This is a genomic window from Clostridium sp. KNHs205, assembly GCF_000702945.1.
Classification (GTDB): Bacteria; Bacillota; Clostridia; order Lachnospirales; family Lachnospiraceae; genus Anaerocolumna.
This window is the reverse complement of sequence record NZ_JNLE01000003.1, coordinates 1,771,801-1,792,673: the sequence shown is the minus strand read 5'-3', so window position 1 is coordinate 1,792,673 and position 20,873 is coordinate 1,771,801. Positions and strand designations below refer to the sequence as shown.

Genomic DNA, 20,873 nt, shown 5'->3' with positions numbered 1-20,873 from the left:
TGAATTAATTATAATTCCAGGATTCTCTAATATAATGTAACAATAAAAAATTTTGGGGATCTTGTGTATATACATGTTGTACAACCGTCAGAAACAATAGATTCCATTGCTGCCCTTTACGGCGTAACGATTACCAGCTTAATAAGAAGCAACGGACTGGTAAATCCATTTTCTCTGGTACCAGGGCAGACTATAGTGATTGCTACACCTTCTATGGTTCATACTGTTGCAGAAGGTGAAACTCTATTAAGTATTGCTGCTGCTTATAATATCACTCCACTGCAGCTCTTTAGAAATAATCCTTTTCTCTCAGACAGTGATACTCTGTATGCGGGAGAAACTCTTATAATCAGTTATGAAGTGGGACGTGAAGTTACAACCAATGGTTTTGCCTATCAATATATTAATCTTGATACTTTGAAGAAAACCCTGCCTTTTCTCACTTATTTGTCCATTTATAATTATGTGGCAACAGCAGAAGGAAATATCAGCAGTTATTATGACGATTCGGAAATTATTGCACTTGCAAAAGCATACGGTACCATTCCTCTGATGCTGTTGACTACCTTGACTACACAGGGTACACCGAATCCCGAGATTGCTTATCAAATACTAAATAACGAAGAATATCAGACTACTTTTTTTGCTGCTATGATTAGAATTCTGAAAGAAAAGGGACTATACGGTATTAATATCTTCTATAGTTATATGACTGCTGACAATAAGGAATCCTATGATAGGTTTACTGAAAAATTATATAGAATTTTAAAACAGGAGGGCTATCTGCTGTTAATCACTATAAATCCCATTATTGAAAAAAGCGGACTTTATCAGGAAGATATTGATTATTCATATATCAGCCAGTACTGTGATTCCATTACCTTTTTAAGGCTTATCTGGGGAACGAATAAAGGACCGCCGATACCGGTAATCTCCATAGGCACACTGCAGCAGTTTGTAGAATATGTTCTCACCACCATTCCTGCCAGTGAGATTTCTTTAGGTCTTCCAGTTATCGGCTACAGTTGGGAACTTCCTTATCAGGAGGGAGAGACAGAGGCAAATTCCCTGACGATCAATGCTGCCTTAACCATTGCCAGCGATGCCGGTGCAACAATACAATACGATGAGATTTCACAGACACCTTATTTCTTCTACGAAGAATACCGCATTACGGAATCCCTGCAGCACATCGTTCGATTCATAGATGCAAGGACAACGAACGGTCTTATGAATTTAATAGCAGGTTATGGTTTATTGGGAATCGGTATCTGGAATATAATGATTTTTTATGATCAGCTTTGGCTTATCATAAATTCTCAATACCAGATTATTAAACGAATGAAAGACATACTGCAGGACTATTAAGCTGTCCACCAAATTATCCCGCCTTATAGCTCTAAAGAAGATTCACTAAAATGTAGTCCTGTATAAGACAGTATAAACTGTTTATGGGCACTGCCAAGTAAGATATCTAACAACAAGCGTATCGTTCCAAATGGACGATACGCTTGTTGTTACTTTATAGGGTAACTCATAGTTTTCACATGCTTGCACTTTTCATTTTCATGCGTTACAATTAAAACTCTCCACTATAACACCAGACTTTGATTTGGTGTTATTATGATGGAATAGAATGGTGGTGAAAAAATGAATACTTACAAGACATCCGAAATTGCACATAGTATTGGAATCCATCCCAATACCGTGCGGCTTTATGAAGAGCTTGAATTAATTCCCAAACCGGAGCGTAAGGAAAACGGTTATCGTATCTTTACCGATTTTCATATGGAGCAGATCAAACTTGTGAGAATTGCATTAAAGGTTGAAGTTCTGCAAAATGGCCTGAGAAAGCAAGCAATTGATATTATTAAGACCTCCGCGCTTGGGAATTTTAGCAATGCAATTTGCCTGACAGAATACTATCTAAAACAGATTAGAAATGAACAAAAAAATGCCGAAGAAGCTATAGCGATTACCAAAAAGCTTTTATCAGGTGGCAATCAGGAAACAGGCACTACGTTTTTAATCAGAAAAGAAGCGGCCAAATATCTGCAAATATCAATAGACATCTTAAGAAATTGGGAAATGAATGGCTTGCTAACAGTAAAGCGAAAACAAAATGGTTATCGTGTTTATACTGATGAAGATGTCCGACGGTTGAAAATCATACGCTCTTTACGTTGTGCCAATTACTCTCTTTCGTCTATTTTGCGTATGCTGAATACCCTATCTCAAAACCCCGAAGCTGACATTCGGCAAGTAATTGATACCCCAAAGGAAAATGATGATATTATTTCTGTGTGTGATAAGCTGCTAACATCATTACACTATGCGGAACAGAATGCAAAAGGTATGCTTTCTCATCTTGAAAAAATGAAAAAACAATTTCAAGAAAACCCTACACTTTAACACCAGACTTTGTTCTGGTGTTATTCTTTTTAAACAAAGAAAAGGAGGGAATTAATCGCATGAAAACAACAATTGAAGTAAAAAATCTATGCAAGTCTTACGGTCATATCAAAGCAGTGGAGAATATCAATATCTCTGTTTGCCGTGGTGAAGTATTTGGCCTGCTGGGCGCAAATGGTGCGGGTAAGAGTACCACAATTGAATGTGTTTTGGGAACAAAAAAGCAAGATAACGGAACCATATCTATTTTGGAAATGAATCCGCAAAAAGAGCGAAAAAAACTATTTGAGAAAGTTGGTGTTCAATTTCAGGAAGCGAACTATCAGGACAAAATCAAGGTGGGTGAACTTTGTGAGGTCACGGCTTCGCTTTACAAAACCTCTCTGGATTATGGCGCTCTTCTAAAACAATTCGGACTTTCTGACAAGCTGAAAAGCTTGGTCAGCGAGCTTTCGGGAGGTCAGAAACAGCGACTTTTTATTGTATTGGCACTAATCCCAAATCCCGAAGTTATATTCTTGGACGAGTTAACCACCGGCTTGGACGCTAAGGCACGACGAGATGTATGGAAAAGCCTTTCTGAATTAAAAGCGAAAGGAATAACAATTCTATTAACCTCTCATTTTATGGACGAGATAGAAGCACTCTGTGATAAAATTATGATTTTGAAAAATGGAGAAAACGTTTTTTGCGGAACAGTAAAAGAAGCAATCGCTATGAGTCCTTATGAAAAATTTGAGGACGCATATCTTTGGTACACAGACGAGGAGGTAGGGAATGAAAACATTTAGAACTTTACTAAAAGCAGAAATCAGATTATCCCTACGTGGGATGGACATGTTTATTTTTGCTATCTGTATGCCTGTTATTGTCGTTATTATCTTGGGAGCGGTGTTTGGAAACAGGCCTGCTTTCGTTGGTGCGGAATATACCTTTTTGGAACAGTCTTTCGGTGCGGTATCAACCATTGCCATCTGTGCCGGAGGTGTGATGGGGCTTCCCTTAGTTGTATCTGATTATCGAAACAGAAAAATATTAAAGCGGTTCAAAGTCACACCTACCAGTCCTGTGCTTATCTTGGCGGTACAGGTTGTCATTTACGCACTTTATTCGATTATTTCACTTATCCTTGTTTATGCAACAGGGGCAATATTTTTCGGCTATCAGTTATACGGCTCATGGCTCCAATTCTTGGGAGCATACTTACTGGTTATGCTGTCAATGTTCAGCATTGGACTGTTGGTGGGAGGAATTGCGCCAAATATTAAAATAGCAAGTGCCGCTGCCAGCCTGCTGTATTTTCCAATGCTTATTTTTTCGGGAGCTACTCTGCCTTACGAAGTGATGCCCGTTGCACTTCAAAAAATCGCGGACATATTGCCGTTAACGCAGGGAGTAAAACTTCTCAAAGCTGCTTCCCTTGGTCTGCCAATAGATAGTGTTTTTATTCCCGTGGTTGTCATGATTGTAATTGCAGTAATATGTACTATTGTTTCTCTCCATTTTTTCAAGTGGGAATAGACTTCCACTTTATTTGATAGTAACTTTCTACTATATCGGCCGATAGTTTAAGATTTATTTTCGTGAGAAAATGAACGCCAGGCATACCTCTGATTGAAAAAACCACCTTGAAGCGCAATCAGGTTGCGCAGGCAGAATATTCACATCATCTATGATTTAATGGGGATTCTGCCGAAACTAAATAACCTGGTATATGAAGAAATGGCGTAGCTTTTACGCTACGCCATACTTTGTTCAAATACTGTTTTACTAAGGACTAACTAAGGTTAATCCTTTTAGTGGGTCTTATTTTATAGAGTTTTGCTCCGTGAGGTGCCACCTTACTCTCAAAGCTGGCTCCTGCATTCTCAATAAGCTCCTGGCTCCAAAGTTCCTCAAGTCTTATTCCCTGTAAGGCGAACTGGGGCAGATCTTCTTTGGTTACCTTAATGCTTTTTTCTTCATCACTGAGATTGAAAAGTGCAAGATACCAAGCTTCTTCTGAGATATCTTTTGAAAGCCATACAGCCTGTTCTTTGTTTCTGGAAATCTGCCTTGCTCCGGCTGACTCTGTCAGCAGTCCCAATACTTTTTCATTGGTAAGAAGGCTTATGGTCCAATCATCCAGTTTTGTAAGCTCTGCTCCCAGCATCAACGGTGAACGGAAGATGCACCATAAAGTCATCATGGTAATTTGCTCATCCTTTGTAAAGCCGGTATATCTTTCTCCTCCAAAGCCTTTTCCAACATACCCCAGTGGTAACATGTCACAATCCGGATAACAGCCTTCCGAAACGTGGTTCTGCCACAATTCACATCGCTCGAACATATTGGCAAGAAGGGGCCAGTTATCCCAGAAATCATCGGTAATACGCCACATATTGGCATACTTTTCATAATACCAGGCCTGATCAATCAATGCTGGTCCGGGAGACAGGCTCAGTACCATAGGTCTGTTACAATGCTCTATCGCATTATGGAGCATTTCAATTTCTTTTTTGGCAGAAGGCATATCATAGCGTGCAATGTCATCACATTTTATAAAGTCTACTCCCCACTCTGCATATAGTTCAAAAAGGGAATTATAATATTCCTGTCCGCCTTCCCGGTTTGTAACCACTCCATACATATCCGGGTTCCAGAAGCAGATGGAGGATGGGTCTGCTATTTCATTTGCAGTAAGCTCAGTACCAAGAATCTTAGTGTGGTTATGGGCGGCTGCTCTTGGAATACCTCTCATAATATGAATACCAAATTTTAAACCAAGGCTATGAATATAATCGGCTAAAGGCTTAAATCCCTGTCCGTCTCTGGAGGAGGGAAACCGGTCTGGACAGGGCAGCAATCTGGAATACTCGTCCATCTCCACTTTCCAAAAGGGGATATACTGATGGCGGTCTCTCTGAGAACCGGCATCGTATGCATACCACTGGATATCTACCACAATATATTCCCAGCCATATTTCTTCAGGTTAGCTGCCATATAATCCGCATTGGCTTTTATCTGCTCTTCGTTCACTGTTGTATCGTAATAATCATAACTGTTCCACCCCATAGGTGGAGTTACGGCAAATTGATTCTTGTTCATCGTTGCCTCCTATAGAAAATATTTGATATGTTATAATAAATATATTTATATTATAAAACAACGATACAACAGCAACAAGAGTGTTTATCTGATATGTATAGGTAATTATTTGATGTAAATTACAGTGATTCCTACGATGCTTTTACTATTGATGGTTACTGGGCAGTAACATTTATATTATCAATATTGGGTCCTTCTGTTCCTGTTGTAACCACTTTTAAGATATTGGTTCCACTATTCATAGCAGCCTGTATGGTTTTCTCTCCCCAGGAGGTCCAGCTTCCGGTTGCGGAAAAATCGGCATTGCTTATTACCTTCTGTCCGTTCACATAGATGTCCAGGTTCCTTGTACCGGACGCTAGTGCGTAACGAAACTTGATATTCTTTGTTCCCGAGGTTGCGCAGTAGATATTACTCCACTGTACGGAAGCATCGCTATTGGCAGTAAAGTTCACATAACCGGCTCCGGTATAGCCTGAGTTCACAGTTTCCGTTACGGCATTCGTAAGTGCAGTACCCGTTTCCGCTTCATAAGTAGTTCCGGTATTGCTGCTGCCGTTTAAATCAACTACAAAGGTTGTAACACTCTGTGCTGGAAGCTGGGCAGTAAAGGAACCGGCTGACATATTATAGCCGGAACCGGCCAAAAGGTTTCTGCTTCCGTCTGTTATCCAGGAGGATACTGTGGTTGCAGCTCCGTTCTGGAGTGTAAATTTTTGATTTACGGAAGAAGTGCTCTTGTTAATAGCAACTATAACAGCTTTATTATCACCTTTATAGGCCGATACAAAAACATTGGTATCAGGATTTTTGGTTGCATCTACCCTTACATATCCGGGTCTTACAAACTTTGAGAAATGAGCCATATTATAGCCTCGTTTGCTGATTGTACCATCCTCTTTCATTGGTCCGTATTGCCTGCGGATATACCACCAGACATAGGCCTGGAAATCTCCTTCTACCATGGCATTGTGAATATGATAAGAAACCTCCAATGCCTCAGGCCAGGAATCAGCTGAATTATCATTACTGTTCGGATAATACACTTCTGTCATCCAAAGCTCTTTACCTGCTCCCTTTTGCTTGAACAGAGGATAGGCAAAATTACTAACCTGTGTACCATACAAATGAGCACCCAGTATATCCATATTGGCAAGTGCCTGTGAATCATTTAAAATAGGGTCTGACATATTCTTCAGATAGGAAAAGGACTCCGGTGCTATTACCCGGCAATTGATTGCTCCGGCATAATTTTTCATGAAGTTAAGTATTTCATCCGGTGTCCACCAGGTCCAGGTATGTGCATAATCGGGCTCATTCTGAACGGATATGGCATACAGCTCCACACCGTTATTCTTCATATAAGTAACAAAATCATTCAGATGCTGTGCATATGCAGCATACTTATCATATCGGAGCCGTTTTTGCCCGGCAACACCATTACGTGTGAAGGTCTCAACCATATCACTGGGTGGATTCCAGGGTGAAGCAAATATGATTGCTCCTTTTTCGATAGCTTTCTTTGCTGTTGCTAATTCTCTGGACCAATTATTCTTATTTTCATCTACATAGATTCTCAAAACAGTAAAGCCCAGCTGGTTATCTCCATTTCCAAAGGCAGTTTCTCTTTGAGAAGCAGTTAAATCTCCAATCCAGGCAGGATGGTTGATTCCTCCAAACCCCCGGATCAGTTGTTTTTCTGAGGCTAAATTAATTGTTACATCACTTGCCGCCAATACATTCGTCGGTTCCGGTACCGTAATTAGCAATGACAGTAACATTATACCGATTAGTATCCCACTTATTATTTTTTTAATAGGTAACTTCATTTTCCCATCTCCTTATTAATTTTATTCTCCCTGTTTCGGGCTTTCAGATTCCCTGCCACTTTACACTTACACAATTGAGTCTTTCAACTCACTCCCCGTGTTAAGCTACTGAGCTGTAACAGTTATACAGTCAAATACACTACTTCTATCAAGGAGCAATAATCTGCCATTGCTGATTATAACCCCCGTTATTGCTCCATTGTAATACATTTCCTCCGTCTGCCAGGGACCCCCTGTCTACATCCAACAGCTTACCGCTGTTTACATTTACTACATTATAGTAACCATTTCCCAAATCAATCAGGTTCCATCTCTGGTTGTTCTGCCCGCTATCTGTCCATTGGATTACATCCGCACCTTCCGCAGTAGAGTTGTTATAAACATCCAGCGCTTTTTGGCTGTTGACATTTATAAGCTTATAGCCGTTACCCATATTCGTGATTACCCATTTCTGATTATTTCCGCTGCCTGCACTCCATTGGATAACATCTGCTCCGTTGGCTGTCGAACTTTCCTTCACATCCAGTGCCTTGCCGCTGTTACGGTTAATCAGTTTATAGGTTCCTCCCGATAGAATACCTCCGCTTCCCGGCGTTATATATATCCGGTATCCCGAGCTGTTGTTACAGCCTGACAAGCTTACTGATATCTGTCCATTTACCACGGAATAATTGGAATTAGATATGGTAGTAGTACCGTTTGATACGGTATCCTTACTTACCCAGTCAATCTTTTCAATCTTAACGGACGCCGTAGAACCTATAAAGGCTGGGATATTCTTAATGGTTGTATTTATAGTTCCGTCATTTGGTCCGCCAAAAATAAAGCTGATATACCTGGCGCTGGAATCTACGCAGGCTGCTCCGTCTACCAGATTACTGTCGTCGTTAGGCGGTGTAACAGATACCATATTTCCGCTCATATCACCATACCATTTATAGAAATACCAACCGGCTCCTTTTTGTGTATTGGTTGCAAGAAGACTGCCCAGCCTTCCGGGAGAAGGAACGAACCACCAGGAAATACAAGCGCTCTCTACTTTATATCGTTCAAATTTTGCAATATAACGTGCCGAGGATCCGGGCTGCCCTTCCAGACTATGATCCGGGTCACAGTATTCATTGATACTAATGGGCAGTGCACTGATTCCAAGGGAAGCTTCCAACGCTCTGTAATCCCTTAAATGGGGTGATACCGCTTCTGCACCGCCTCCAAGCTCATGCCAGCTCATAATATCAGGCATACAATTATTGCTCTTACAAAAGCTTAAAAAACTGCTCAATCTGGTACGACTGTAAAAGCTGTCACAGGGACCAATTATTTTCGCTCCGGGATCATTGGCCCGTATAACATCATAGGTCTGCTTCCACATGTCATGAAAGGTTCCGTTGGCAGAATTCCAGGTACCATCCGGTTCGTTCCAAATCTCATATCCATAGAAATTATCGCGTCCGGAGGCTTTCTTATCAGCTATAAAAGATTTTACCTGATTCAGCCAGCTCGTCATACCGGGCCATTTATACGGCCATCCCGGCAGCATATCTGCCAGATCAATGGATACCTTCGCACCTGGCACCGAAGCTAATTTAGCAGAAACAAGAATAGCATCCCCAAAAGCATGCTGGTTTCCTGCACTTCCTCTGGCGGGATTCCTCAGTACATAAGGGCTTAACGGTGCTATAAGCCCGTTAACATCTGCCGGTATGCTCTCCGTAACCCCATAAAGAGAACCATTTGCACAGTGTGTCACACCCCTTAATACATTTGCGCAATCTACTGTCATTGAATAAGCGGCTAATACCGGAATCTCCGGAATCATGGTAAGTAACAGCAGAATGCTAAGTGTAAAAGCCAATATCTTTTTTACCTTATTCATAGATCTACCTCCTCAAATTTTTTTACCTTCTCTTTGTTTTACCTTCTGAAATTCTTGTTTACACTCTTTTTATCCCTCAATTACTTCCTCCTTTCCTTCCATATTTCTATAAAAGAGTAAACTCATTTCATTCCCCCAGCTTTTTACTTCCGTTTTCCTGATCAGCCTCCTTCAGGTTTTCCTGATAAACCTCCGTACTCCTTACCAAAGCGTATATTTCACTGTTATAAGCATAACACCATCCTTCATTTTCCGGTATGGTTTATTGTAATATTTATATGTTTAAATGTGTTGTCGAAACTTTTTTTATGCACTTTGCACAAAATTGTAATTAGAAATTCGTATGGACAAATTATTTCATATTTGCTACCATTAACGTATCAAAACCACACACCTCTTATGGGTTAAAGAAAGGGTCTTCTATAAATGCCAACAAATGTAAAATATACGGATTCAGCCCGTTATAAATGTCTGGAATATCTGAAAAAAGCATCCATGGATTTGTATCTATGCTATTGCGGCTCACAGATATGCTGTGCCGGGCATGCTTACGGCCCTGAAATAAGAAAGGAGTATTTAATCCACATCGTATTAAATGGCAGAGGTTATTATACCGTCGGCAGCAAAACCTATGAAATCGGTCCTGACACCGCTTTTCTAATCCTCCCCGGTGCCACTACCTATTACGAGGCCAGTATAGATGACCCCTGGACTTATGTATGGGTAGGTTTTAACGGAATCAAAGCAGAGGCAGCTTTAAAGCACGCCCACTTTTCGAAAGATAATCTGATAGTACCCATCAAAAATACCGAGCCTTTCGTTACCTGTGTTAACGGTATGCTTGCTTCCAGTCAGCTGACCTTTTCCAATGATTTTGCAAGAGAGGGTTATCTCTATCAGTTTATTTCATATCTGATTCAAAGCCAGCAGAGCCTTGAGAACGCAGAAGAGGTTCATGATTATTCCTATCAAGTGTATGTTGAACATACTCTGGAATACATAGAGCACAATTTCTCCGGTAATTTAAAAGTACAAAGTATAGCAGATTATATCGGTATTAACCGTTCCTATCTGACTAATTGCTTTAAGAGTGTCCTGAATATGTCCCCTCAGGAATATATTTTGAATTACCGTATGAATCAGGCAAGCATTCTTCTAAAAAATACGATGCTGCCGGTGGGAGAGATTGCCTATAAGGTTGGATATGATGATGCCTTGAACTTCTCCAAGGCTTTTAAGAAGATTTATGGAATCAATCCGAAGAAATACCGCAGTACAACCGAAAGTCTTGATATTTCAGATAAGGACACACAGAACAGGTTATAGAGGTGCTGTATAGACTGACAGACCGGAGGAAACTCATGATTTCTCCGGCCTGCCAATCTTTACAGCACCTCTGCTGTCAACGCTTTCGTGTTCTTAAATTAGTCTTTCTTGTTGCTAATAAATCTAATTCCCTTTGATCAGCATGTATTAGATTTCTTCCTTAATTTCATACTGAAAGGCTTGATAGTCTCCCCAGGGATTAGGTAAATCGAACCCGGCATTCATAAGTGCTGCACCGCTGTACAGTTTATCTCTTCCGCTAATTCGATAGAGTGCCATTTCTTTCAGCCCCCGAAGCAAAACCGTATAAAAATTGGGATTGCCATGGCTTTGGTGGAAAACAACACTGAGAAGACTCCTGGTTCTATCGTCAGAAACGAACTGCCAGGATGTAAATTCGTTGTTTTCATAAGGGCTGGACAGGCGGTAGTATTCACCCGCCTGTATTAACTCATAATTCTGTTTGTATATTTCTACCTGTTCCCTGATATCACTCTTCTCTTCCAGAGACAATAGGTTTACATCCAGTTCATAACCAAAAGTACCTGCCATAGCCACAATACCTCTGGTACGAAAAGGAGTGGCTCTGCCTGTCTGATGATTGGGAACGGCAGATACATGGCTTCCCACTGCACTGATAGGGTATCCAAAGGAAGTGCCGTACTGGATCTTAAGTCTGTCATAAGCATCTGTATTATCGGAACACCAAATCTGAGGCATATAGTAAAGCATGCCCGTATCAAAGCGTCCTCCTCCACTGGAACACCCCTCAAATAAAACCTCTTTATAATCTCCAGTCAGCCGTTCCAAGACTTTGTACAGTCCCAATATATAATCATGGAATACCTGTCCCTGGTGTTCTTTACCTTTCAGTGCAGACCAGGCTTCCGCGATGCTTCTGTTAAAATCCCACTTGATATATTCAACCTTCGCACTGTCTATGACAGCAGCGATGGAATCATAAATATAATCCCTGACATCCTGCCTTGTTAAATCAAGTACCAGCTGGTATCTGCACCTGGTTTTTGGTCTTCCCGGTATCTGCAGGCACCAGTCCGGATGCTGTCTGAACAGGTCACTGTCTTCATTTACCATTTCCGGTTCGAACCAGATTCCAAATTTTAAACCGGTAGCATTCACTCTGTCTGCAAGTTCCTTTAAGGAGGTTCCAAGCTTCTCTGTATTAACCTTCCAGTCTCCCAGTCCCGAATAGTCATCCTTTCGATTACCAAACCAGCCGTCATCCATAACCAGCATCTCAATCCCAAGCTCTGCTGCTTCCTCTGCAATTCGCACCAGTTTCTCGGTATTAAAATCAAAATAGGTAGCCTCCCAGTTATTAATCAGTATAGGTCTTCTTTTATTCTTAAAGCTGCCCCTGCAGATATTATTGCGAATGAGTTTATGAAAGTTATGGGACACCTTCTGCAGCCCCTCAAAGGAATAACTCATCGCTGCCTCAGGTGTAACAAATTCCTCACCTGGCCCTATCTCATACCGAAAAAAAACAGGATGTATTCCCATTGCAAAACGGGTCTGCCCAATCTGGTCAACTTCCACCTGTGCCTGGAAATTCCCGCTGTATAAAAAGGATATGCCATAGCATTCACCGTTTGTCTCCGTTGCTGACCTGTCTGCCAGTATGACAAAGGGATTATGCTGATGGCTGCTCAACCCCCGCATACTCTCCACCGACAGCTTGGCATGACCAACCGGTGTCCGCTCAAATTCTCTCTCCTGGGAGTGTTTTCCATAAAAGTGAATAAGATCGAAGTGGTTATTGGGAAACTCTAAGCAGGTCGATAAGGCTTTTGTAAGCTTTATACAGTCTCTGCCTTTGTTTCGTATTTTAACCGCACGGGTAATAACATCGTACTCCTCTATTACTCCATAATATAACTCAACCTCAAGCTTTGATACCTCATCCTCGCAGGTTATGACAAGGGTATGCGCCGTAATCTCCTCCGTCTCATAAACCGCCGGAAGCCCCGGAAGATGATATTTTCCTTTTCTTATGCTGTGGGCTTTATATCGAAGGTCAACGGCACAGCTTCCATCCTCATTCAGAACCTCCAGACAGGAGATTCTGTAATCTCCCATTCCAAAGGCAGAATATTCCTGCAGCTGGGTGTCCAGTGAAAAAGTTCTGTCTCTTTCAGCTTCATTGGGATTGCCGCAATGGCTTCTGTCCATCCTCCTTATCAGATAATCCAGATTCCCGTCTACCTTTTTTCCGTAATACAGGTGGAGCAGGGTATCATAGGGTCCGACCTTTATATGATAGGAGGTATTCTCCGTGTATAATATAAATCGCTTATCCTGTTCGTAATATGTAATGGCCAAATGTTTTTCCTCCTGATTTGGATAGTTGGTGCACTTCTTAAAGTTTGCCGCCGCTGGTCGCAATCCCTTCAATAAACTGCCTTTGGAATATGATGTAGAGCAGCATCATAGGCCAGATAGCCAGTACCGAGGATGCCATCAATTCAGGATATTTAACAGAATAAGCACTCTGTATCTTTGAAAGCGCTGAAGATAAAGTGGCTGAATTCTCCTGATTATTTACGATTAAAGGCCACATTAAATCCTTAAAGGCAAAAAGGGCGGTGAAGATTGCAAGGGCAACCAGGCCTGATTTGGTCAAAGGAAGCATAATCTTCCAGAAAGTCTTCCAGATATTGCACCCGTCCAGTCTTGCAGACTCCTCCAGTTCCTTTGGCAGTCCAAGAAAAAACTGCCGAAGCAGGAAGGTTCCAAAGGCACTAACAAGCCCCGGAAATACAAGTGCAAATATGGTATTACGCAACTTTAAGAAATCCACCATTAAATACTGTGGAATTACAAAGATCTGTACCGGCACCATCATCTGAAAGAGCACAATTCCAAAAAGAAAGTTTTTTCCCGGGAAATTAAGCCTTGCAAAGGCGTAGGCTGCCATAGCAGAAAAAAATACCGCACAAAGGACACGGAGCAGCATCATTGTAAAGGTGTTAAAGTACAGACGGAGAAAATTATTATTCATCCATACAGCCTTATAGTTGTCCCATTGAGGCACTTTTGGAAAATACACGTAGGGATTCATGGAAGTAGACTCCGTTACGGACTTTAAGGAGGTCAGAACCATCCATAGAAAAGGAAATAGCATTATAATAGCACCTGCTGTCAATAAGATATGCAGTATGACACCTGATTTTATATTTTTTATTTTCATAACCACTCCATTCCGTCACCAAAAAGACTTCTGTCTTACATATAGCTGACCCACTTCTTCTGTGCTTTCATCTGCAGCACAGTAATAATCATGATAATAACCAGCAGCAGTACAACAATTGCCGAGCCATAACCCTTATTACTGTATTTAAAGGAATTATTATAAAATAAATAAACCAGTGAAACGGTACGGTTATAGGCAGGATTTGCAACATCTATCATCATAAAGATCACATCAAATACCTGCATTGAGGATATTACACTGGTAACTGCCACAAAGAATAAGGTTGGCGATACTAAAGGAAGTGTAATATGCAGGAACTGATTAACGTTCGATGCCCCATCAATATCACTTGCTTCATAGAAATCTCCCGGTATCTCCTGAAGCCCTGCCAACAGGATAACCATGCAATAGCCAATGGTACTCCAGATACCGATGACAGCGATTGAAATCAATGCTATTTCCGGCCCTTCCGTCCATTTTACCTTTCCAAGTCCCAGGTTATAAAGTATATGATTAAGAAACCCGAACTGATAATTGTATAACCATCTCCACACCATTGTCACTGCGGCTGGTGCAGCTACCATCGGTACAAAGTATATGGTTCTGTAAATACCCTTCCCTCTTATTTTCATATTCAGTACGACCGCAGCCAACAATGCGATTGCGATTGTAAATGGTACCACCAAACAGGTATAGGCAAGTGTATTACGTACAGCATACCAGGTCTGTATATCAGAAAACATGTCTCTATAATTCTGAAATCCAATAAATATATTTCCTTTTCCAAAGGCTCCGCTTTTAAAAAAACTCAAATACACAGTCTGTAAGATTGGAATAATATTTAAAATGAATAAACCGATTATCGTAGGTGCAACCATGATATATGCCCACTTCCATTCATTCAGGACATTTCGCGGGATTTTCCTTTTTCCGGCGGGATCTTTCATTACTGCCATTATTATCAGCCTCCTTCGATGAATGCACAGGTATCTCTTCCTGCCGCCTTACTGTAAATCCGGCAGCCATCCAGGGCCGCCGGACTTATAATTTCGTTTATTGCTATTTCTGCTCATGATCTATGGCATTGTTCATCATAGCTGCAACTTCCTTACAGGCAGCCTCCACATCTCCCCCATTTGCATAAACATTTGTTAAAAGTTCGTAGGCCTTATCCTCCCATAGGCTGGTTTGATTCGTATAGGGCCTGATTTGGGCGTAAGTCACCATGTCTAAATATGACTGTACATTAAACCCGGGATATGCCTTGGTCCAGGCTTCTGCAGTTCCGTTATAGGCAGAGATTGCAATTCCCAGTTCTGCCTGTTTCTTTTGCCCTGCTTCGTTACTTAAATACTCGATCCATTTCCAGGCTTCCTCTGGATGCTCAGTGGTTGCTGCGATACAGTTGCCTAATCCGTTAAAGATGGAAGCCTGACCGCCGCTATTGGATTTTGGAAGTACGGCAACATCACAGTTTTTTGCTATGTATTCATTGGCTGCAAAGCCGGAAAGATTCCAGGAGCCAAAGAACGCCATTGCTGTCAGGCCGTTCTGGAAAGCTTCTGCCCTTTCGGCATCTCCTGTAATTACCGGTGAGAGTCCATTTCTTACAAAGTCAAAATAATATTTGATTGCATCTATTGTCTTTGGATCATCATAACCGGACTTCTTATCTGCAGTAACGATGGTACCTCCATTCTGGTATACGAAGTTATAGTAACCCTCCTGATTGTGAAGAGGTGCAAGGATACCGTACTGAGAACCATCCTTCTTGGTAAGCTTCTCCGCTGCCGCCTTAAGGTCCTCCCAGGTCCAGTCCCCATTAGGATAAGCCACACCGGCTGCATCAAACATGGTCTTGTTGTACCAGAGTCCGATGGTATCGTAATCCTTGGGGATGGCATACTGCCTGCCCTCCAGATTATATATCTGATTCAGTCCAGCTGGATAGTTTTCTAATTTAATATCGCTGCTGCTGTTGATATCCTCTGTCAGATCCAGCAGCTGACCGTTGGAGGCATAATAGTAAATATTATTTGAATGCATCCAGAAGGTGTCGGGCAAAGACCCGCCTGTTGCTGCTGCTTCCAAGGCAGTCCAGTAATCAGACCAGCCATTAACCTGGATATCTACATGAATTCCTGTTTCTGTTTCAAAGGCATCCGCCAGCTGCTGAATTAATTTAGCCTGATTGGAATCCCATACCGCATAACTGATTGTTACCCCTTTGGCAGCTTCCGTGGCTGCAGGTGTTTCTGATGCTTTCGCATCTTCCGTTGGATCCGGGTTGACGGTTTCTTTTGAATTTAAGTTTTTGCCGCATCCTGCCATTAATGACATTACCAATAAGATACTCAAAAAAATACTAAAAGCTTTCTTTTTCATCTAATCTTCCTCCTCTGGTTCGTTCTTCTGGAACTAGCTTCATCTTATCATGAATACAAAATGTCATAAATGGAAATTTGTAATATATTTATGTTTAAATGTGCAATCCAGGGAGTTCTTTGTCTATAATCACGAATACCTGAAGCCTGGTTCCATCGGAAATTTGTCCCTCCATACTTTCACCTGATGCTGGATTGGTGTTTCCATTATCCGTCCAAATAAACCCAGGAATTTCCTCCAAAAGCTCACATCTTTGAAAATGAACCAGTTTTTCAGATTCAATACGGTATTGTGAGTTTGAAACGAAATCGATGAATGAAAGCTAATATATAGTGCAAAGTCAGCCTTTACATGTTATAATTCAATTACAAATATTTACATTTATGGAGGTATTATCTATGTTAAAGAAAATTGGTATAATCCTGCTTGCGATTGTACTGACCGCCATGACTCCAATATCCAGTGTTTCTGCCGCAGAAAGCATAAGCGTACGGTCCTTCAACGGAAATACGGCAGATAAATCAAACACCATTAGCCCAAATTTCAGGCTGGTCAACACAGGGACAACCCCTTTGCTGCTTTCAACTGTTAAGCTAAAGTACTATTTTACAAATGACGGAATCCAGTCAAACAACTTTTCATGTGACTACTCTACTATAGGTGCACAAAATGTGACCGGTACCTTTGGTACCTTGAGCGGAGATAACTCCGACAGATATCTGGAAATTGGTTTTAAAAGCGGTGCAGGGACTCTTGACCCGGGTACAGGTATTGAGATAAAGTCAAGAATCTGGAAATCCGACTGGACTGACTTTATACAGACTGATGATTATTCTTTTCATACCGCTTCAACCTATACTAATTCCAGTTCAATAACAGGTTATATCGGAGGTGAACTGGTTTGGGGCCTTGAACCCAGCGGAACAGTTTCACCCACTCCTACCATCAGCCCGACACTTACCCCTACAGTGACTCCCACTCCTACTGCCACTGTAACACCTTCCCCTGACTCCAATGTACTTTTTATTGGACGTTTTGACAGAAGTGACCCGGCAGGACCAAAGTTTTCCTGGGGTACCACTACCATAAAAGCTTCTTTTTCCGGAACGGGCATCCAGGTAAACCTTAAATCCACCGGTGATAACTGGTTTGAGGTGATAATTGATGGTAAAGTAAAGACCCCCATCAACGTTACTGCCAAAAGTTCCTCCCCGATTACGCTGGCTTCCGGCCTGGCAAGCGGCACTCATACAGTTGAGCTGGTAAAGAGGACTGAAGCCTGGGTAGGTGATGTACAGTTTCTTGGATTTACTATTACGGATGGCAGTCTGCTGGCTGCTCCTTCTCCCTCTTTGCGGCGTATAGAATTTATTGGTGATTCCATTACCTGCGGTTATGGTAATGAAGGCACCAGCCAGTATGAGTCCTTTACTACAAAGAATGAAAATGCTTACCAGGCATACGGCGCAATAACTGCCCGTCTTCTGGAGGCTGATCCTGTTACTGTCAGTTGGTCGGGCAAGGGTGTAATCCGCAATTACGGAGGAGATACCACTGATTTAATGCCCTCTCTGTATTCCAGGATACTGGCTTATGATTCTGCCCTTCAATGGAATCCCAGCCAGTGGGTGCCTCAGGTAGTTGTCATAAACCTCTGTACCAATGACTATAGCATCGGTACTCCGGACAGAACTGCTTTTACAACAGCGTATTCAAATCTGGTGGCAAAAGTCCGGACCCAGTATCCGGATGCCCATATATACTGTGCCATGGGCCCTATGTTAAGTGGTGACAGTCAGTCAAGTGCCCGTGATTATATAAGTGGTGTGGTGAATCAGAAGAACACCGCCGGGGACTCTAAGGTTCATTATATCGAATTTCCTGTTCAGGAATGGGCCAATGGTTACGGTGAAGATTGGCATCCCAGTCTGGTAACCCACCAGCTGATGGCTGACCAGCTGGCAGCCAGGATACGTGTGGATCTGGGCTGGTAATACTTGCAGGATAATCGACTGGAACGAAAAAGAAACTCTATGGTTAGCCGGCCTTGCACATTGTGCAGTGGGATGGAAAACCATAGAGTTTTTATTATACTGCTCTTAACGATATGGCAGTAAGTTTATCTTTTACTTGATTATTCCTTTACTTTAAGCCGCTCCTCCGACTTAGTTTTAAAATATACCTGATGTAATCTTTTGCACAGATGTGATGTGTTCCTGGGGAAGAGAGAATATAAGAATAAGAAAAAGCCTTGGAGAAGACATTTCACTATTGGAAGACTAGTCCTCATTCTTCTTATACTATAGCGCAGGATTTTAAGTGTACGTATGCCTAATTGCTTATTTACATTTGACACCTAATATAAAATATTGTAAGATAGTAGTAAAGAAAAATGGAGGTTTTTATGAGACATAAAGTTACTGTCCAAGACATAGCAGATGCTCTGAATATATCAAGAAATACAGTCTCAAAAGCCATCAATGGGACAGGTGTCGTTTCAAAAGATACCCAAAATAAAATATATAGAAAAGCCGCCGAACTTGGCTATAAACAATTTTCCATGTTAAATCAAGGCTCCACCGAAACTACTAACCCTCAACCCAACTATGAAATTGCCCTGTTTAGTCATTCCGTTCTAAGTACTTCCCATTTCAGTTCAGCATTACTGCACACTTTTCAAGAACATATAAGTGCGCTGGGATATCGATTATCCGTGTATACAATTCGGGATGACTTTATGTTTAAGTGTCAGCTCCCTGCCAACTTTAATTATGACTTCACAAAGGGTATTATTATCATTGAAATGTTTAATGAATGTTATACAGAGTTTCTATGTAATTTAGAAATTCCTACTCTTTTCATTGATACGTTTGCAAACACCGCCGGGCAAATGATAAATTCTGATATTATGTATATGGAGAATTACAATTGCTCTTACAAAATGACGCAATCCCTGCTTGCCAGCGGATATAAGAAAATTGGCTTTGTAGGTGATTATCTTCATTGTCATTCATTTTATGAGCGTTGGTCCGGTTATCGTAAAGCCATGCAAGATTCCTGCCTTGATAATAATGAATATTGTATCTTAGAAAATGATAATCTCCCTTACTATAATCCAGAATTATTAGCCTCAAAAATAAAAGCGCTCCCCTGCCTTCCTGATGCTTTTGTCTGTGCGAATGATTATATTGCAATTGATGTCATCCGGGCTTTAAAATCAATGAATCTTATTATCCCCAATGATATCAAGATATGTGGTTTTGATAATTCCGCCGAATCCAGAATAATAGAGCCTCCCCTTACCACTGCAAATATTCCGGGGGATTCTATGGGGTACTTTGCTGCTGAGACTTTACTATCAAGAATACAGCATCCGGAATTATCCTATCGGACTATATATGTCCAAACTCAGATAATAAATAGACTTTCTACCTCAGAATAAGTTCCGGTTTCGTGACATAAACCGGGACGTGTCTGAAAACTCACTGCAACGTACTAAATGCTCTGTTTTGCGGTATTTTACTTTATAACTTTGGAAACATAACCACTATCTCCCTGGTATCAGGGATTGCCTCCCATAAAGTAGAATTACAACTTGGTGCAAGTAGTTTTCAGACACATCCTAACGGCACAGGAAGGATTTTCAGTCTATACAGCAGAGAAAAATGACACCTGGATCTTCAGATAGCAGTTTAGATCAAATTATCAATTTCCTCTTCTGAGGGCATTACAGACAGTGCCCCTTTTCTAGTAGTGATAATTGCTGCTCCTGCATTTGCAAAAGTAAGCATTTTTTGAAGCTTTGATACAGTGAGATTACCCAGTCCCCATTCCAATATATGATGTAAGACACAGCCTCCGAAAGTATCTCCAGCACCGGTGGTTTCAATGGTTTTGTCTTGTTGAAAGGATTTTACTTCTACGCGTAGCCCTTTATAATACGCCCTGCTTCCCTCTCTTCCCATGGTTAACAGTATTAAAGGTATATTATAGTCTGCCCGGAGATTTGCTATTCCTTTGTCATAATCCTCAATACCTGTAATCCATTGTATTTCATTGTCAGATATTTTTAAGATGTCACAGTGCTGTAATCCATATTCCATCTGTTCTTTTGCAGCCGCCGGACTTTTCCAGAGAGGTACCCGTAAATTAGGGTCAAAGGATAGCAGGCATCCATTTTCTTTAGCAATCCTTACTGCTTTTTGGGTGGCTTTTCTGTTTCCTTCATGTGTCATAGATAACGTTCCGAAATGAAAAATTCGTGATCGTTTTAACAGCTCCTCCGGTATATCTACCTCTGTTAACATCACATCAGCTCCCGGATTTCGATAAAAAGAGAAATCTCTGTCTCCATTGCTTAAAGTATGCACAAACGCTAAAGTAGTGGGGACTTCTCTATCCTTATACAGACAGGTGGTATCAATTCCTAGCTCTGACACCCTGGCAATCAGCATTCTGCCGAATTGGTCCTCACCGACTTTCCCTATGAAAGCTGTTTTATTTCCTAATTTGGTCAGCATAGCCAATAAATTACAAGGTGCGCCTCCGGGATTAGCTTCGAATAAGGAATTGCCTTGTACACTGTCTCCACATTCTGTAAAATCAATCAATAATTCTCCCAATGCCACCACATCAATATCTTTTATAGTCATTCTTTGTCCTCACTTTATGGTTTTTTGTAAGAAATTTCGTGATTTCTATAACACATCAGAAAAATGTCCTATCACTTTCATTGCTACTCTC

General features: G+C 41.3%; 15 protein-coding genes. 7 read left to right on the top strand and 8 right to left on the bottom strand.

Annotated elements, in window-relative coordinates; all coding sequences use genetic code 11:
* Positions 1-63 precede the first annotated feature (63 nt).
* The 4 genes from BR73_RS0107610 to BR73_RS0107595 all read left to right on the top strand — a co-directional run bounded on the left by BR73_RS0107610 (position 64) and on the right by BR73_RS0107595 (position 3,933).
* Complete coding sequence (locus tag BR73_RS0107610; RefSeq protein ID WP_033165052.1) at positions 64-1,368, top strand: LysM peptidoglycan-binding domain-containing protein; 1,305 nt, start codon at positions 64-66, stop codon at positions 1,366-1,368.
* A 282-nt stretch (positions 1,369-1,650) separates the two neighbouring features.
* Positions 1,651-2,412: a MerR family transcriptional regulator gene (locus tag BR73_RS0107605; RefSeq protein WP_033165051.1), complete on the top strand. Its 762-nt coding sequence runs from the start codon at positions 1,651-1,653 to the stop codon at positions 2,410-2,412.
* Positions 2,413-2,471: 59 nt separating this feature from the next.
* Complete coding sequence (locus BR73_RS0107600) at positions 2,472-3,203, top strand: ABC transporter ATP-binding protein (RefSeq protein ID WP_033165050.1); 732 nt, start codon at positions 2,472-2,474, stop codon at positions 3,201-3,203.
* Entirely contained in the window at positions 3,190-3,933 is a 744-nt protein-coding gene (locus BR73_RS0107595) for an ABC transporter permease (protein ID WP_033165049.1), read from the top strand. The genes BR73_RS0107600 and BR73_RS0107595 overlap by 14 nt, the downstream gene beginning before the upstream one ends.
* Before the next feature lie 256 nt (positions 3,934-4,189).
* On the opposite strand, the gene BR73_RS0107590 is transcribed toward BR73_RS0107595, so the two are convergent.
* The 3 genes from BR73_RS0107590 to BR73_RS0107580 all read right to left on the bottom strand — a co-directional run bounded on the left by BR73_RS0107590 (position 4,190) and on the right by BR73_RS0107580 (position 9,205).
* Positions 4,190-5,500: a glycoside hydrolase family 27 protein gene (locus BR73_RS0107590; RefSeq protein WP_033165048.1), complete on the bottom strand. Its 1,311-nt coding sequence runs from the start codon at positions 5,498-5,500 to the stop codon at positions 4,190-4,192.
* 155 nt (positions 5,501-5,655) lie between these two features.
* Positions 5,656-7,329: a carbohydrate-binding protein gene (locus BR73_RS0107585; RefSeq protein ID WP_033165047.1), complete on the bottom strand. Its 1,674-nt coding sequence runs from the start codon at positions 7,327-7,329 to the stop codon at positions 5,656-5,658.
* 148 nt (positions 7,330-7,477) lie between these two features.
* Positions 7,478-9,205, bottom strand: coding sequence for an RICIN domain-containing protein (locus BR73_RS0107580; protein WP_081848568.1), 1,728 nt, complete (start codon positions 9,203-9,205; stop codon positions 7,478-7,480).
* A 426-nt stretch (positions 9,206-9,631) separates the two neighbouring features.
* Here BR73_RS0107580 and BR73_RS0107575 point away from each other — a divergent pair, with 426 nt between their 5' ends.
* Positions 9,632-10,531: an AraC family transcriptional regulator gene (locus BR73_RS0107575; RefSeq protein WP_033165046.1), complete on the top strand. Its 900-nt coding sequence runs from the start codon at positions 9,632-9,634 to the stop codon at positions 10,529-10,531.
* A 147-nt stretch (positions 10,532-10,678) separates the two neighbouring features.
* On the opposite strand, the gene BR73_RS0107570 is transcribed toward BR73_RS0107575, so the two are convergent.
* The 4 genes from BR73_RS0107570 to BR73_RS0107555 form a co-directional block, all read right to left on the bottom strand.
* Positions 10,679-12,874, bottom strand: a complete 2,196-nt coding sequence (locus tag BR73_RS0107570; protein WP_033165045.1) for an alpha-galactosidase — start codon at positions 12,872-12,874, stop codon at positions 10,679-10,681.
* 37 nt (positions 12,875-12,911) lie between these two features.
* Positions 12,912-13,742 carry a carbohydrate ABC transporter permease gene (locus tag BR73_RS0107565; RefSeq protein ID WP_033165044.1) on the bottom strand — a complete coding sequence of 277 codons (831 nt, stop codon included), beginning with the start codon at positions 13,740-13,742 and terminating at the stop codon, positions 12,912-12,914.
* A 35-nt stretch (positions 13,743-13,777) separates the two neighbouring features.
* Entirely contained in the window at positions 13,778-14,692 is a 915-nt protein-coding gene (locus BR73_RS0107560; protein ID WP_156034813.1) for a sugar ABC transporter permease, read from the bottom strand.
* A 112-nt stretch (positions 14,693-14,804) separates the two neighbouring features.
* Complete coding sequence (locus tag BR73_RS0107555) at positions 14,805-16,130, bottom strand: sugar ABC transporter substrate-binding protein (protein WP_033165042.1); 1,326 nt, start codon at positions 16,128-16,130, stop codon at positions 14,805-14,807.
* A gap of 398 nt (positions 16,131-16,528) precedes the next feature.
* On the opposite strand from BR73_RS0107555, the gene BR73_RS28195 reads away from it, so the two are divergent.
* A complete protein-coding gene (locus BR73_RS28195) occupies positions 16,529-18,124 on the top strand; it encodes a cellulose binding domain-containing protein (RefSeq protein WP_197032631.1) in 1,596 nt (531 codons plus the stop codon).
* 410 nt (positions 18,125-18,534) lie between these two features.
* Positions 18,535-19,572: a LacI family DNA-binding transcriptional regulator gene (locus BR73_RS0107545; protein ID WP_033165041.1), complete on the top strand. Its 1,038-nt coding sequence runs from the start codon at positions 18,535-18,537 to the stop codon at positions 19,570-19,572.
* Positions 19,573-19,822: 250 nt separating this feature from the next.
* On the opposite strand, the gene BR73_RS0107540 is transcribed toward BR73_RS0107545, so the two are convergent.
* Positions 19,823-20,782: a carbohydrate kinase gene (locus BR73_RS0107540; RefSeq protein ID WP_033165040.1), complete on the bottom strand. Its 960-nt coding sequence runs from the start codon at positions 20,780-20,782 to the stop codon at positions 19,823-19,825.
* Positions 20,783-20,873 lie beyond the last annotated feature (91 nt).

Coding starts and splice junctions, on each gene's coding strand:
- BR73_RS0107605 (WP_033165051.1), top strand. CDS start 1,651: ATGAATACTTACAAGACATCCGAAATTGCACATAGTATTGGAATCCAT.
- BR73_RS0107600 (WP_033165050.1), top strand. CDS start 2,472: ATGAAAACAACAATTGAAGTAAAAAATCTATGCAAGTCTTACGGTCAT.
- BR73_RS0107595 (WP_033165049.1), top strand. CDS start 3,190: ATGAAAACATTTAGAACTTTACTAAAAGCAGAAATCAGATTATCCCTA.
- BR73_RS0107590 (WP_033165048.1), bottom strand. CDS start 5,500: ATGAACAAGAATCAATTTGCCGTAACTCCACCTATGGGGTGGAACAGT.
- BR73_RS0107585 (WP_033165047.1), bottom strand. CDS start 7,329: ATGAAGTTACCTATTAAAAAAATAATAAGTGGGATACTAATCGGTATA.
- BR73_RS0107580 (WP_081848568.1), bottom strand. CDS start 9,205: ATGAATAAGGTAAAAAAGATATTGGCTTTTACACTTAGCATTCTGCTG.
- BR73_RS0107575 (WP_033165046.1), top strand. CDS start 9,632: ATGCCAACAAATGTAAAATATACGGATTCAGCCCGTTATAAATGTCTG.
- BR73_RS0107565 (WP_033165044.1), bottom strand. CDS start 13,742: ATGAAAATAAAAAATATAAAATCAGGTGTCATACTGCATATCTTATTG.
- BR73_RS0107560 (WP_156034813.1), bottom strand. CDS start 14,692: ATGAAAGATCCCGCCGGAAAAAGGAAAATCCCGCGAAATGTCCTGAAT.
- BR73_RS0107555 (WP_033165042.1), bottom strand. CDS start 16,130: ATGAAAAAGAAAGCTTTTAGTATTTTTTTGAGTATCTTATTGGTAATG.
- BR73_RS28195 (WP_197032631.1), top strand. CDS start 16,529: ATGTTAAAGAAAATTGGTATAATCCTGCTTGCGATTGTACTGACCGCC.
- BR73_RS0107545 (WP_033165041.1), top strand. CDS start 18,535: ATGAGACATAAAGTTACTGTCCAAGACATAGCAGATGCTCTGAATATA.
- BR73_RS0107540 (WP_033165040.1), bottom strand. CDS start 20,782: ATGACTATAAAAGATATTGATGTGGTGGCATTGGGAGAATTATTGATT.